This is a genomic window from Bradyrhizobium sp. UNPA324, from assembly GCF_006658635.1.
GTDB classification, from domain to species: Bacteria; Pseudomonadota; Alphaproteobacteria; order Rhizobiales; family Xanthobacteraceae; genus Bradyrhizobium; species Bradyrhizobium nanningense.
Genome location: NZ_LFJD01000004.1, coordinates 4733838 through 4747155, shown reverse-complemented (window position 1 = coordinate 4747155; position 13318 = coordinate 4733838). Strand labels below are relative to the sequence as shown.

The window sequence follows — 13318 nt, the reverse complement described above, 5'->3', positions numbered from 1 at the left end:
CGCTCTTCAAGAGAGCGCGTCTGCTTCACTCGACGGCGGTGCTGGGTCATTGCGAGCCTCTTGGAGCAACGGCGAGGCGACTCTTGACGAAAACGGAGCATTCAGTTCCGGGAATGGAAACTAGGACAAGCACGATTTAACTTCGGACACTTGGAGTCAAATACGGACAGTACCGACAGCTAGATAGGAAGACTCATGACCCGGGCCAGTCCGCTCTGGGTCAGGAGCGCCCGTCGACGCGCCCGTCGTGCAAGGTCCGGTCTCCCACTGACGACCGACATGGCCGCAGCCCGTTCGCTGTTCAGGTGAGGGCCAAGAGGTGACATCCGGGATATTATTCTATCAACAGCAGCCCCCGCTTCTTATCGCCGTCGAACGTATTTGTGGCGTCGAACAGCCGCTTCCGCTCGACGAGCCATGGCTGGAAATCGAAATTCACATCGAGTACGAAAACGAGGTCCTCGGCTTCCAAATAGCCCCCAATTGGGGAATGGTGTCCACTCCCAGCACCAAAAATTTGAGCGCGATCAAAATTCACGATGTAGCGTCGCCCCGGATCGTTGGAGCGGTGGAGATGCTCCAGAAACTGGGTCTCGCCGAGATCGCGCAGGACCGTAACTTTCCGGCTGGTGTGGGACTGGGCGACCTTGGCCAGCTCGTCAAGCGTGAGACCCATTATGCATACGCCTGTCCAGCAGCTCCAGGTGTCGGCCACGACCTTGCCCTCCGTGCTCGCCGCCTCGCCAAGGGAGCGGTATGCATTCGCGACAGCGGCAGGTCCGCAGCGAGAGCCATTTGACTGCCAATCAACGTGTCTTTGGAACGTGGCTGCCACGGGCAGGTGCCACGCACGCTCTACAAGCTCGGGAGTACGCGTTACCGATGAAGCTATGGCTTCTGCTGGAACGTGCGATCGACTGACCACCAGGGCCCCGGCACACACCAGGCCCACGGCGATAACCAAGCTGCTGATGCTGACGCGGTGCCATCGCTTCATGGGTCAAAACCTTTGGTAGCAATGACGATATCGGCCGGCAAAGTTATATTCAGAAGCCAACTGGCAGGAAGCAGATTCCATGTGCGCGTCGATCAACAGGAAAAGTGGCAGCCTATCGGACCCTTTTCGGCAGCATCCCTCCGACACGTATCGGTGTCGGGATCCAGATGCTAGATTTCCGGCCCCTACCGAATAGGAGGACGACATGCCCGATAGCGTCTACAAGGTCATTGAACTTATCGGCACCAGCACCGACTCGTGGGAGAAGGCGGCTGCCAATGCGGTCGAGCAAGCCGCTAAATCTCTCCGAGATCTTCGCATTGCAGAGGTCGTCAAGCTCGATATGCAACTGGATGACAAAGGAAAAGTCGAGGCCTATCGCGCCAAGCTCAACGTGTCGTTCAAGTTTGAGGGCACCTGAGTCTCAAGCACCTCGCCCTTGCGGGCGAGGATGGCTCATTGGAAAAAGTGCGTTGCACGGACCGACCAACCGGGCGCCATGGCCTATCCCGGAAGTTGGCACTAGTCCGACCGAGACCGATATGCTCTGATGCGAGGGAGCGCATGGCGCGTGGTGGCCCCATGTACATGGTCATTCGCAAGTACACGAAGGTTCGTTCGGTAGCGGACGTCGCTCGTCGCGCCAAGAGCGGCGTCGGTGAGATCCTGAGGCAATCGCAGGGATTTAGATCTTACCATGTGCTGGATGCGTGCGACGGCGTCGGTATCGCCGTGATGATATTCGATGACCGCGAGAGCGCCAACGCAGCGAACGCCAAGATACTGGCGTTTGTTCAGGCAAGTCTGCATGACCTCGATCTTGGGGTCCCCGAAATAACCAGCGGCGAAGTTTTGGTGGACATAGAGCCTGATGGATCTTCCGGCATAAAGTAGCGTCGCCAGTTCCATGGCGGGTGCTGCCCTTGCTCATGTCATCGAGCTGATGTCCACCCTCGCGTTTGCTACAATCGCGCCCTGAACCTACGCGTGTCGCCGCTCAGGAACATCCGACCGCGAGGGCTTTTCGAGGAGCAGCAACGACATGAAGCAACATGCCTTCGAAGCATTTTCCATCCCGGCGATCTGCTGGACACCGCTCGTACTTATAGGCACCGCGAAGCCGCCAAGAGATCCTGATGAAGAGGAAGAAGATGAGGAGGACGAAGACGACGAAGGGGAAGATGACGCCGACGAACCGGCGGTCGTGCGGGAGCCGGACGAAGACAGATTGACGCGTGTTCGGAAATCGGCGCTATAATATTCCCCATGAGCTGGGATGCGAAAGACATAGGGCTCCTCACCAGGCTCTGGTCTGCAGGACAGAGCGCGGCGCAGATAGCGCGTCGGCTCGGATGCAGTCGTAACGCGGTCTGCGGGATGCTTACCCGTCAGGGGCTGAAGCGAGGCCACAAGCCGCCCACGGCAAGGCCCAAGATAAGGCCATCCCCGAAGCTCAGGCCAACGTCGGCAGCTTGCGTCCGTCCAGCCGTAAAGAAGGTGTCGCCGAACGCACCTGAGAAGCGGCAGCCCAAGCTCAGCAAGCAGCAGCTTTACGAGATTCTGGCTGAGGCGGTCAAAAATACTGGCTAAGAGTTCACCGCGAACACCTGTTGCGCTGCAGTCAGTTGTCTGTCTCGGCTCGTCGGTTTCGGAGGCGTGCACCTTGTTCGTCTGGTTCGAATGTCCGCTGTGGGTCAAAGGCTGCCTTAGCTCGCCGCATCGCCTTGTTCAGATCACCTTCAGTAAGCGGACCTCGCGGTGCTCCGGGCTGAGGTCTGGCACGGGCCAATTCCGGACTCGAGAACAGCAAAGCGACGGCTTGGCGGGATCACTACGGCGAGCGCCGCGACAGCTATGATAATGAGGTCTAAGCAAACGATTTTCCAAACTCGCGTCCTTGAGTTGACTGATTCCGTGCAGTGACATAACCGTTCTCGCGATATTAAATTTCACGAACCTTGCGAGCATATGTCAGGTATCTGTTGACAAGATCGTTGTCGTTCGGATTGAACTGAATTTGCTTTTCCATAACGGCAAGATCTTCGCGCAGAGTTGCAGCGTCCAACATGAATTACGCCTCGCTGAAGTGGCACCCGTAGACGCTTAGTGCGGTTTGCCGAGCACTGTTACGAACGGCACGTCAAAGATTTGATCGCCGTCATTATCGGTAACGTGGAGGACCCAACCGCGCCAATCTTCCGCGCTCGCTGTCATGATGAGCGACCGCACCACACGATCCGCGCGCTCGCATGCCTCCACCAAGTCGTCCACGACAGTGCCGCCTGGATCAATCAACAAGCCGCGCGCATTGGAGTAATGGAAATAGACCTCCGTCATATTCCGACTCCTACATCAGCCGAGCGCATGGTCACCCAATAGCAGGAGAAGAAACATCAGAACATTCAGGTCGATACCCTAAGGGGATATACGGAAAAAGCCGAAGGGGGGCTGCTCAATCGTGTTTCCAGTTGCGCAAAGCCGTCCGACCGACGCTGTCACTCGCAAATGTCCTTAAGCAACCCACCGGAATTTCGCAAAGAGGCTTCTTGCGATATGAGAATCAAAGCGTTGACCGCGCCTAGCAGCTTAGCTCAGGAGGCCAGCATGATCTCGAAGCTTTCAAGTTTGCAGAGCAGCTCACACAATGCCACGAATCGTCCGTCCGCGAAGCAGCGATTCCTCAACTTTGACCTTGATCGATCCCGCGCCTCTCGTCGCCGTTATCGGGTCCTTTCAAGCGCCAGAAGGATAGCTGCATTGTTTCACCACGATATTAAAGCTCGCCAGAGCCTCTACTAAAGCAAGGTCTGATCGAACAAGACTCCCAGGACCGCTCTGGGTCACAAGCGGCGGTCGGCGCGAGCGGGCTCGTCCGCTCTACTCTCGATAACCGACAGCACAGCCGCACCACCGTGGTTCGGCTAAGGGCCATGTGTGGACGGCTCCGGGTTGGCAAGGAGAATCTTCACGTCGCAGTATTGGTCGGAGCAGCCATGTGTTCGGCCTGTTAGCGCGGTTCACGTGACCGCTGGCCATAATGCCCTCCGCGGATCAGGTCCCGGTCAAAAGCACGCATTCGATGATGCTGTGGCCCATGTGGGTTGTCCTGATCGCCGGATCGACCGGCACTGCATTACGTGCTGTTCGCCCTCCCAACCGTTACGTCACGCCGGCGATGTCGACGCGATCTCGTTTAGGCCGCCAGCGCGGCCGGCTCCTGGTAGCGTTCGTTCCTCGCCATCATCGCCCAAGCCATCCTGGCGAGCTTGTTGGCAAGCGCGATGGCCGCGACCTTGGTGGGCCGCCGGGCCAACAATCGCGTGAGTCATGGCCGATGCCCCGTGCCATGGATCTTGGCGTAGCGGATTACGGCGAGCGCGCCAGCAGTGAACAGGCTACGCAAATAGCGATCGCCCTGCTTGCTGATGCTGCCAAGCTTGTCTTTGCCCCCGCTCGAGCTCTGCTTTGGCACGAGACCAACCCAGGCCGAGAAGTCCCGCCCGGATCGGAAGGCTTTGGGATCGGCAATGCTGGCGACCAGCGCTGTTGCCAGCGCCGGACCGACGCCAGGGATCGCGTCCAGCTGTTTGCTCGTCGCATTTGATCGATGCCAGGCGATGATGCGGCGGTCAAACTCAAGGATCTGACCTTTAGGGGCGCGCAATTGACCACCGAGGGCAGTAAGACATGCTCGGGCCACCTCGGGCAGACGACCATCGGCTGGATCAGCGACAACTTCCAGCAATTGCTCGACACCTCGGCGCCCGACAGGGGCAACGATCCCGAACTCGGCAAGATAGGCACGGATCGAGTTGATCACTGCTGTCTGTTGACGGATGAAAAGATGGCGCGCTCGATGCAGCATCAGGCAGCTCTGCTGCTCGACTGTCTTGGTCGGCACAAATCGCATGTTGGGTCGCGTGACCGCTTCACAGATCGCCTCAGCGTCCATCGCGTCGTTCTTCTGCCGCTTGACGTAGGGCTTCACATAGGCCGGAGGCATCAATCGAACCGTGTGCCCCAACGCCTGCAGCTCGCGCGACCAATAGTGCGATGATGGGCAAGCCTCGATTCCCACCAGGCATGGCGGCAACTTCTGGAAAAACGCCAAGACGTGGCGGCGCCTCAACTGACGGCGTACGATCACCTGGCCGGCTGCATCAACGCCATGCACTTGGAAGACCGACTTCGCAATATCAAGACCAATCGTCGAAATTGACTGCATAGGCTGCTCCTCCGAATCGTGGAGCCTCAAAACGGCACCCACTCCTTGGCACTCTCGTGCCGGTGGAGGAGCCGTCCACAGCATCAGAAGCGGACGCCCAGTTTTCGCTCTTGACCCACCACTTGTCGCCTGCTCCGGCCGATTGATGTGGTTCTAAGTGCAGAGTTCTTCTAACAGTGCCTTGCCTTCCTTCAAGTCGCGGATATCGAAGCCCTCGTCGAACCAACCGTAGACCGACGCAAGAAGATCGCGTGCTTCATCATCCTTGCCCTGACGGCGCCAGAGCCGGGCGAGAGCGACGGCAGAGCGAAGCTCCCAGAGTCTCGCCTCCTGTTGGCGAGCAATCGCGATGGCGTGGCGAAATTCGGCCTCCGCCTCGACCTCGGCGCCCGGCCGAGCCGTCAGCATCAACTCGCCTCGTCGCCGGTGCAGCTCGGCCTCGAACCACCGCACCCCCAATTTCTGGGTTAGTGCCAAGGCGTCGGAGAGTTGGCCGAGCCCGGTTTCAAATCGTGCTCTCTTTGCCTCGGCTGCCGCGAGCTGCGCGAGGTAGAATGGAAGAGTCCACGCTGCGCCGGAGGCCTGGAATCCCTCGATACCGCGCCGCAGTAAGTCCACCCCGGCTTCGGCGTCGCCGGCCTCGGCCAGCGTCCAGCCGCGATATGCCGTCCCCATCGCGAGAAAGAAGGCAAAGCCCTGCTCGGTGGTGAGCGCAACTAGCTCCTCCGCCCGTCGCCCAACCATGCCCGCATCATCGAGCACGAAATGCAATCGGCACGCGACGCTCAGCGCAAATGCGAGGCTGATCGGGTGCGACGAATCGCGCGCCTCTGCCAGGGCGTCACTGCTCTGCACGCGCGCCTGATCGGCGAAGCCAAGCAGGCCACACGTCAGCGACAGGAACGAAAGCATCGCCACGCGGGCGTTTTCTGCGAACAGGGCCGTCAGAGAGCGTTGCTGCGCCGGATCATACAGGGCGAGTCCCCGCTCGAGATGGGCGCGCGCCAAGGCCAATTGTCCGCGATGAAGCCAGCTATCGCCGACTGCCCGATGACCGGCGACAAGAATGGCCGCATCGTTCTGTCGTCCGGCCAAATCGAGCAGATTCTCGGCGATGCGATGCGATCGGTCCGTTTCACCACGAACGTGATAATGCACGAACTCGCCCCAGAGTGCCTTGAGCAGGTTCGGAGTGTCGTTCAGTGCCTCGCAGAGGCAACGCGCCCGGGCGTAGGCCCTGCCAGTCTCTTCGGCCGCATGGCCCTTCGCGGCGATCAGTGCACCGCCGAGCGCGAGTTGAAGTTCAGTTTCGGTGCGCTGGCGCCCGGAGGTGTCCGGCAGATGGGATAGCAGATCGAGCGCCTTTCGCATCTGCGCGATTGCTTCGGTCATTGCCGATCGAGCCTTTGAACGCTCACCAGCCTCCCGCCAATAGGAAACCGCCTTTTCGGCCAGGCCCGCATGCCCACAGTGATGGGCGAGGATTTCCGGCTGCTCTTGGATGCCCCTGGCGAGCCTCTCCTCGAGCGCGCCAGCGATCCGCGCGTGCAGCTCGCGACGTTGGCTGCGCAACAGTGTGCCGTATGCCGCATCCTGGACCAGTGCGTGTTTGAACAAGAAATTGGCGTCGGGCGGCTCGCCACTCCCAAACACGAGGCCGGTGCTGATCAGCCGACCGAGCGCCGCCCGCAACTCGTTGTCGCACCGCTGTGCGACCGAGGCTAGCAGGTCGTAGGAGAACTCGCGGCCAATAGCCGCGCCGATTTGCGCCACCTCCTTGGCTATCGGACCAATCCGGTCGAGCCGCGCCATCAACGAAGCATGTAGCGTGGCCGGTACGGCAAGTCCGGGCAGCGGCGCGAAGGAGATCGCTCGCGCAATACCCTCGGGGCTTGTTTCGAGCACCGCTTTGGTCAACTCCTCAACGAACAGCGGCACACCATCCGTTCGTTCAGCAATTTCATTGACGATTTCGGTCGGCAGCGTCCGGCCGCCTGCCACGCTCCGGATCAGCGCAGCGCCCGCTTTCTGGTCAAGCCGGCTCAGCGTGAGCAAGCTGACATGCGACTTTCCGGTCCATACTAACTGGAACTCGGGGCGGTAGGTGATCAAGACCAAAACCGGTAGGCTTGCTACGCGATCGACGGTTCGGTCCAGCAGCTCGCGCGAGCTTGGATCGATCCATTGCATGTCCTCGAACACGATCATGATTGGACGTCTTTGCGCGAGAGCTTCAAGCTGGCGAACCAGAGCGGCGAAGATTCTCTCCTTCTTTTGTTGCGGCGTACTCGTAACTGGCGGGTACAGATTATCGTTCGGGATCGACAGCAACTCGGCCAGGATCGTCACGTCTTCATCGGGCGGCAATGCAGGTGACAGGAGCGCTCGAAGTTTGTCGAGCTTCGCCCTCGGTGTGTCCTCACGATCGAAGCCAGCCGCTCGCTGGAGTTGTGCGGTGAAGGGGTAAAGCGCGCTTTCCTGATGATGAGGAGAGCAGAAGTAGCGCAAGCAGGTGCGCGGCTCCCGGTCGATACGCTCCTGAAGAGCCGCCACGAGGCGCGACTTGCCGATCCCAGCCTCGCCGACGAGCAGTATGACTTGACCGGTACCCGCCCGCGCACCGTGCCAGCTTCCCTCCAGCCGCGCGAGTTCTTCTTCACGCCCAATCAGCGGGGCGAGGACTGAAGGGTGCAACGCTTCGAAGCGGCTTTCCACTGTTCCCTCATGAAGTACCCGCCAGGCTTGCACCGGTGCGGCGAAGCCCTTTAGCGTCGCCGCGCCGAGATTCTCGTAGTCAAAGAGCCCGCCGATGAGCCGCCGCGTGTCCTCAGCGATGACTACCCCATCCGGTTCGGCGAGCGTTTGCAGTCGTGCGGCAAGGTTCGGTGTCTCGCCAAGGACCGCCTGCGCCTCCGCCGCTTCGCTGCCGATAAGATCACCTACGACGACGAGACCAGTCGCGAGCCCAAGGCGAACCCGCAGCTCGAGCTCGGGTGGGGCTCCCGACGCGTGCCTGGTCGCGGCGATCTCAAGCGCAGCGCGCACTGCGCGTTCGGCATCGTCCTCATGCGCTGAAGGATGGCCGAACAGGATGAGCATGCCGTCGCCGATGTAGCGGCTGACGGTGCCACCGTACTTGCGGACGACCGCCGCTACGCTGTCGCGGTACTCAGCAATTATATCTCGTAGATCTTCCGGATCGAGCTTTGTCGCAAGTGCCGTCGAGTCGACGAGGTCGCAGAACATCACCGTGAGCTGACGGCGCTCGGCGGAAGAACTTGGTGCGGCTAACAAGCCTGAGCGCTCCGTGCCCCGTGCCACGATGGACCTCGATGCGCCGGCCCCCGCTGTCACTTGCGGCGGTACTGTCGGCGTGAGCGCGGCACCGCAGTCGCCACAGAAGTTCTTGCCTGTCGGATTATCGCCCCCGCACGCGGGGCAGCGAAAGAATAGCGGCGCGCCGCAATCGCCGCAGACCTTCGTTCCCTCTGGCTCGACTCTGCCGCAATTCGGACAATCCATGCCGCACCCAATCGAATTTCGACCGACATGAGTTCGGTCCAGGGCGACTCTTCAGTACACGCTTTCCAACGCTTCTCTTCGTCAGCAGGGTAAGCCACTCGTCCGATCGGACGGGCAAGCAGTCGGTCCCCAATCGTTGGACTCGTCGATTGGATTTCCGCCAGTCTTGCTGACAGAAATTCCATCGCTCTGCCCAATACCCCGTCGTACGCAGGTATTTAGGAAGTCCCTCGGTCTGGGTTGGGGACCCATTCCTCCGCGGTTGAGTCCCAATGATGAGTGTCGTCGAAATGCTTCCAGAGGGGCTGTCTTTGCTTCCTTTCGCCGTTCTGCCGGGTTGCCCGTGTGCGGACGACAAGCGCCACAGCCATCGTTACCCATTCGCGAGCACTATGTCGGGAGTTCCATTTGGATTGCTGCGAGCATTGGAGGCCTCCGTCAAGGCGAGAACCTTTCGTCACATTAGCGCGCGCCACGAGCGAAGGGATGTAAGCTACTTCACAGGCATCTTCGACAGAGTCGAGATCGATCCCGGCGCGGCGAACGCGAGCAAATCGTCGGCTTGCCCTTTCCGTTAAGCCTCAAGGCAGCGGTCGGCGGCCCTGGGCGGGGATTCATCGTAAGGGAGCTGCAGGCGGCCCGAAAAGCCAATCCACGTTCCATTGCAGAGGAGCAGATCGAAGCCGACAACCTGTTGGCGCGCGGGCGAGCTTCGGTTTGGTCGGCCCGGCACCTGCAAGTGTCCTTTCCGTCGCAAGATGGAATGGGCCGGGAATAGAAGCAGCAATCCCTGCAACAATGGGCTCGCCCAACGATACCGCTGCGATCGTGATTGTCATCAAAGATATGGCGACTACAAGCACATCGATCACAATGCGCTTCGAAAAGTTTTTCGTCATGAATTGAGCCCTCACAACCGAGATGAAGTACTGCGCAGTTACAATCTTAGTTCGTACGCAAAATGGGTGCCCGAGCATCGCCGCTTGTGCGTTATTGCGGCCGCGGCCGCTTCAATTCGACGCGCCGTGGCTGATTTCGTACTGCGTGTCTGTTCTGCCAACGCTTCCCTGATCAGCACGATCACAATCGGCCTGTAGGCCTTCAGGATCTTGTCCCACGATCAGAAGCTGTTTCCGCATTTCAGCGAGGCGGGCGCGGCAGTATTCGCGATAGAGCAGGTCGAATATGGCGGGCATGGTTGCCCCCGTCGTTTGAAAATGATCGTAGAATTTCCAGTACCTAATTTTCGGATGACCTTGGCCCGTTGATCGCTGCCCGATGTGAGCCCATTCACAGCTTATGTTTGAGCGTCGGCATGGCGCGATTGGCTGACTTGGAATGTCGGCACAAAAAAGAACAGGGCTAGTTACCTAAGATATATTGTAGCAGCGCTTTGTTTCAGCAAAATTTCGTCAAACAACCTAAGAGCGCTGCTGCGCGAATAAGATCCAACTACAGCGCGAAATGACTAATACCTCCGGGTGCACAACCACTACCACCACGCAGAACAACGGCGGGCATAACAGTGACTGGTGGTCCGACAGCGCATTGACGGCCTCGTCGTTGGGGCAGACGGTCTCACCCAAATGTATCAACAAAAGATCGTTGAATGGGTGGCCCGCAATCGTGTGCCCGCCGTCTTCCCAGCCCGCGAGTTCGTCGAAGCCGGGGGACTGATCGCCTATGCGGTAAATTATTCTGACCTCTATTTTCAGCTCGCAGCCTTTGTCGAGAAGATCTTCAATGGCGCAAAGCCAGGTGATTTGCCGGTGCAACAGCCTACCAAGTTCGAGTTGGTGATCAATCTTAGGACCGCGAACGTGCTCGGCCTCGAGGTCCCGCCGACGCTACTCGCCCGAGCCGACAAGGTGATCGAATAGAGAGCCTGTTTGCTGCGGTGCATGAGTCGGGAATTGGCCCCTTGCCGACGTACGTACCCGCTGCGATCTGACGTCTCATCAGCGCCCTTAGCGGACTCCAGAACGCTGTGCATGAAGGAGTGGACGGTTATCGCGAAGGGGGTGGATGTCCCTCGTGATGGGACATTTCAGGATAATCAGGCACCCCCCTCGCCTCAAACAACGCTGCCTCAGCCGCGGCGCGACAGGAAATCCAGCACGCCGGTCTTGTAGACCTTGTCGCCGACTGCGCGCATGTGGTCGCGGTTCGGAATGTCGAGCACTTCCGAGCCGGGGATGATCGCGCCGAGCGCGCTGGCGGAGCCGGCGACGTCGTCGGTGGAGCCGACCGCGATCAGCACCGGCACGTCGATGCGCGCGGCTTCGTCCCTGGTCATGAGATCGCGCGTGCCGCGCAGGCAGGCGGCGAGCGCACGATGATCGGAGCGGGTCTGGTCGGCGAACGCACGGAAGGTGCGCCCCACGGGATCGCTGACGTCATCCAGCGAGGGCGCCTCCAGCGCTTTCGCCACGTTCTCGCCGGGACCGGTGCCCTCGATCAGGCCGCCGATGCCGATGCCGCCGAGGATCGCCGAGCGCAAGCGCTGCGGCTCGTTGAGGGAGAGCCACGCCGCCATCCGCCCGCCCATCGAATAGCCCATGATGTCGGCCTGGGGGATGGCGAGGTGATCCATCAGCGCGAGCACGTCGCCGGCCATCACGGGTATAGAATATTGCGCGGGCTCGTAGAGCTTCGCGCTGTCGCCATGGCCGCGATTGTCGAGCGCAATCACGCGGCGGCCGTTCTTGCGCAGCTCCGAAACCCAAGTCGGATAGACCCAGTTCACGTTCTTGCTCGAGGCAAAGCCGTGCACCAGGATGATCGGATCGCCCTCGCCTTCGTCGAGATAGGCAATTTCAACGGCGCCGTTGTGAAAGCTCGGCATCATCAGTTCCGTGAGGTCTTGAGGGGAATGGTTGATCTTAGGCCGTGACGGCGGAGTTCGCCAGCGCAGCTTCAGCTGCGATCTGCGCCCGGCGAAGCCGCCGCGCCCTCTTGCGATCGCACCAGGCCTGGGTCAGGCGCTCGGTGGTCGCCTTGATGGACGAAAGAAGACCAAACAGCGTCAGCATCGCGCCGAACAGCCACATCGCCAGATCGAACGCACCGCCGATCAGCAGCAGCGCGCCCCGGCCCAAGAGCTTCATGATCGCGCGCGTCTTGCCGCCTTGCGCTTCCGCAAGCCGCGCCGCGCGCGCGACGTCCTTCGGACCTTCGGCGATGCGCAACGTATCCATCGCCCCGCGCGTGCCGGTCTTCTCGGCGACGCGTGTGACGTCCTTGCCGAGCCGCACCAGCGCGCCGGCCTTCTCGGCCCGGAACGCAGCCTTGATCGCGCTGACGGTCTCGCCCGGGCGGAACACGGAGCCCTTGGCCACGGCGTTCTGCAGCATCGGCGTGTCGACGACCTCACGCGCGGAACGGCCGGCCCAGACGGCGAGCCCCTCGCCGAGCCGCCCGACCTTGCGCGCATCCTTCACCAGCGTCAGTCCGGCGCGCACCGGCGCGGCACCACCGACGGAGACGTAGGTTGCCGCCGTCACCGCGAGGCCGGCGGCCGCAAGCCCGAGCACGAGGCGGTCGGTTCCCTCGCCCATTGCGAGATGTTTGCCCTCGCGGACGACGTCCCTGATGTCGCCGATCACGAAGAGATCACCGGCCACCGTTCCCGACAGGCTCGCCACGTCGTCGGCATTGCCGGTGACGAGGCCGGTGACAAATCGTTTGGCGAAATGGGAGGTGGAGCTCTCGGCTTTGACCGCATCGCTGACGCGGTTCAGGAGGTCGTCCGGAAGCGCGATGTTGCGGTCGCGCGCCAGCGCGACGAAACTGTCGGCGAGGTTGGCATCGCCTGCGGCGAGCGCGGCCTCGATGTTGCCCTGAACCAAGCCGTCGTTCTGCCGCAGCACTTGATCGAGCTTGAGCTCGGAGAGCGCGGCCGGATCGTCCTGGGCGGCGAGGATCGCGCCGGCCTCACGGGCGTGCGGTGCTACCTGCGCGAGCATGAAGCCGCAGGCCGCGATACCGGTCAACGCTGTGGTGATTCGCAGCCACTTCATGTGGAAAAGCCTAGCGGTCCTTGGGATCGTTTGCGCCTGATGATCGTCTTTCGCCGCAATTGCGCTCGTCCACAGACATAGTATGCCAAAATTGCGACACAACGTCCCCGACGAAAGAAGGGCTTCTCTCAGGCCTCAAGATTGTGTCGAATTTGCATGAGCAAATGAGCATGGGGCGATTGCGGAGCTTTCGGTTCCGCCGGACTAGCAATCATCTGCACCCGCCAGTATGGTCCGCGGCGCCTTAAAGATGCCGCGTCAGTTCTTGATTGTGTCTGCCGCCATTGCCACTCCAGGATGAGTTACGATGTCCGACCATGTCGTCCCGCACTTCCATAACGATGCCGGTGTTCCCGTCATCGAGATCGGCTCGCAAGAGTTCATGTGCGTGGGCGCCAACCCTCCGTTCGACCATCCGCACGTGTTCCTCGACCTCGGCAACGACAACGAGATCATCTGCCCCTATTGCTCGACGCTATACCGCTTCGCGGCCGACCTGAAGGCGGGCGAAGCCCGCCCGCCGGAATGCGTCCTGAAGGACAAGGTGGCCTGACC

At 60.7% G+C, this 13318-nt stretch carries 13 protein-coding genes and 2 pseudogenes; 6 read left to right on the top strand and 9 right to left on the bottom strand.

Going from position 1 to position 13318, the window contains the following annotated elements:
• Positions 1–334: 334 nt before the first annotated feature.
• Positions 335–997, bottom strand: a complete 663-nt coding sequence (locus tag UNPA324_RS22850) for a phytochelatin synthase family protein (RefSeq protein ID WP_141936035.1) — start codon at positions 995–997, stop codon at positions 335–337.
• 205 nt (positions 998–1202) lie between these two features.
• Here UNPA324_RS22850 and UNPA324_RS22845 point away from each other — a divergent pair, with 205 nt between their 5' ends.
• The 4 genes from UNPA324_RS22845 to UNPA324_RS22830 all read left to right on the top strand — a co-directional run bounded on the left by UNPA324_RS22845 (position 1203) and on the right by UNPA324_RS22830 (position 2587).
• Positions 1203–1418: a dodecin family protein gene (locus UNPA324_RS22845; protein WP_126255636.1), complete on the top strand. Its 216-nt coding sequence runs from the start codon at positions 1203–1205 to the stop codon at positions 1416–1418.
• A 161-nt stretch (positions 1419–1579) separates the two neighbouring features.
• Positions 1580–1891 carry a hypothetical protein gene (locus tag UNPA324_RS22840; protein WP_141936033.1) on the top strand — a complete coding sequence of 104 codons (312 nt, stop codon included), beginning with the start codon at positions 1580–1582 and terminating at the stop codon, positions 1889–1891.
• A gap of 148 nt (positions 1892–2039) precedes the next feature.
• Positions 2040–2255: a hypothetical protein gene (locus tag UNPA324_RS22835; RefSeq protein WP_128916508.1), complete on the top strand. Its 216-nt coding sequence runs from the start codon at positions 2040–2042 to the stop codon at positions 2253–2255.
• Positions 2256–2263: 8 nt separating this feature from the next.
• Positions 2264–2587, top strand: a complete 324-nt coding sequence (locus UNPA324_RS22830; RefSeq protein WP_128916507.1) for a GcrA family cell cycle regulator — start codon at positions 2264–2266, stop codon at positions 2585–2587.
• A gap of 352 nt (positions 2588–2939) precedes the next feature.
• Here the strand turns inward: UNPA324_RS22830 and UNPA324_RS35975 are convergent, their stop codons facing one another.
• The 6 genes and pseudogenes from UNPA324_RS35975 to UNPA324_RS22810 form a co-directional block, all read right to left on the bottom strand.
• Positions 2940–3065, bottom strand: a complete 126-nt coding sequence (locus UNPA324_RS35975; RefSeq protein ID WP_283810263.1) for a hypothetical protein — start codon at positions 3063–3065, stop codon at positions 2940–2942.
• A 35-nt stretch (positions 3066–3100) separates the two neighbouring features.
• Positions 3101–3334, bottom strand: a complete 234-nt coding sequence (locus UNPA324_RS22825; protein WP_128916505.1) for a DUF6894 family protein — start codon at positions 3332–3334, stop codon at positions 3101–3103.
• A gap of 856 nt (positions 3335–4190) precedes the next feature.
• Positions 4191–5222, bottom strand: a pseudogene (locus UNPA324_RS22820) (IS110 family RNA-guided transposase).
• 153 nt (positions 5223–5375) lie between these two features.
• Complete coding sequence (locus UNPA324_RS22815; RefSeq protein WP_246667199.1) at positions 5376–8543, bottom strand: ATP-binding protein; 3168 nt, start codon at positions 8541–8543, stop codon at positions 5376–5378.
• 75 nt (positions 8544–8618) lie between these two features.
• Positions 8619–8744, bottom strand: a pseudogene (locus tag UNPA324_RS36200) (double zinc ribbon domain-containing protein); the annotation flags it as partial.
• A gap of 1010 nt (positions 8745–9754) precedes the next feature.
• Positions 9755–9940, bottom strand: a complete 186-nt coding sequence (locus UNPA324_RS22810) for a hypothetical protein (protein ID WP_141936028.1) — start codon at positions 9938–9940, stop codon at positions 9755–9757.
• Between the two features lie 336 nt (positions 9941–10276).
• Between UNPA324_RS22810 and UNPA324_RS22805 the strand changes: the two genes are divergently transcribed.
• Positions 10277–10624, top strand: a complete 348-nt coding sequence (locus UNPA324_RS22805; protein WP_141936027.1) for an ABC transporter substrate binding protein — start codon at positions 10277–10279, stop codon at positions 10622–10624.
• A gap of 209 nt (positions 10625–10833) precedes the next feature.
• Here the strand turns inward: UNPA324_RS22805 and UNPA324_RS22800 are convergent, their stop codons facing one another.
• Both UNPA324_RS22800 and UNPA324_RS22795 read right to left on the bottom strand, forming a co-directional pair.
• The gene (locus tag UNPA324_RS22800; RefSeq protein WP_128920935.1) at positions 10834–11589 is read right to left on the bottom strand and encodes an alpha/beta fold hydrolase; all 756 of its coding nucleotides are present in this window, start codon (positions 11587–11589) and stop codon (positions 10834–10836) included.
• A gap of 37 nt (positions 11590–11626) precedes the next feature.
• On the bottom strand, positions 11627–12763 hold the full coding sequence (locus UNPA324_RS22795; RefSeq protein ID WP_128920934.1) for a hypothetical protein: 1137 nt from the start codon (positions 12761–12763) through the stop codon (positions 11627–11629).
• Between the two features lie 307 nt (positions 12764–13070).
• Here UNPA324_RS22795 and UNPA324_RS22790 point away from each other — a divergent pair, with 307 nt between their 5' ends.
• Entirely contained in the window at positions 13071–13316 is a 246-nt protein-coding gene (locus UNPA324_RS22790) for a zinc-finger domain-containing protein (RefSeq protein ID WP_007602543.1), read from the top strand.
• Positions 13317–13318: the final 2 nt, after the last annotated feature.

Excerpts from the sequence above, each read along its gene's own strand:
- UNPA324_RS22835 (WP_128916508.1), top strand. The coding sequence starts at position 2,040 with ATGAAGCAACATGCCTTCGAAGCATTTTCCATCCCGGCGATCTGCTGG.
- UNPA324_RS22800 (WP_128920935.1), bottom strand. The coding sequence starts at position 11,589 with ATGCCGAGCTTTCACAACGGCGCCGTTGAAATTGCCTATCTCGACGAA.
- UNPA324_RS22850 (WP_141936035.1), bottom strand. The coding sequence starts at position 997 with ATGAAGCGATGGCACCGCGTCAGCATCAGCAGCTTGGTTATCGCCGTG.
- UNPA324_RS22845 (WP_126255636.1), top strand. The coding sequence starts at position 1,203 with ATGCCCGATAGCGTCTACAAGGTCATTGAACTTATCGGCACCAGCACC.
- UNPA324_RS22840 (WP_141936033.1), top strand. The coding sequence starts at position 1,580 with ATGTACATGGTCATTCGCAAGTACACGAAGGTTCGTTCGGTAGCGGAC.
- UNPA324_RS22825 (WP_128916505.1), bottom strand. The coding sequence starts at position 3,334 with ATGACGGAGGTCTATTTCCATTACTCCAATGCGCGCGGCTTGTTGATT.
- UNPA324_RS22830 (WP_128916507.1), top strand. The coding sequence starts at position 2,264 with ATGAGCTGGGATGCGAAAGACATAGGGCTCCTCACCAGGCTCTGGTCT.
- UNPA324_RS35975 (WP_283810263.1), bottom strand. The coding sequence starts at position 3,065 with ATGTTGGACGCTGCAACTCTGCGCGAAGATCTTGCCGTTATGGAAAAG.
- UNPA324_RS22795 (WP_128920934.1), bottom strand. The coding sequence starts at position 12,763 with ATGAAGTGGCTGCGAATCACCACAGCGTTGACCGGTATCGCGGCCTGC.
- UNPA324_RS22810 (WP_141936028.1), bottom strand. The coding sequence starts at position 9,940 with ATGCCCGCCATATTCGACCTGCTCTATCGCGAATACTGCCGCGCCCGC.
- UNPA324_RS22790 (WP_007602543.1), top strand. The coding sequence starts at position 13,071 with ATGTCCGACCATGTCGTCCCGCACTTCCATAACGATGCCGGTGTTCCC.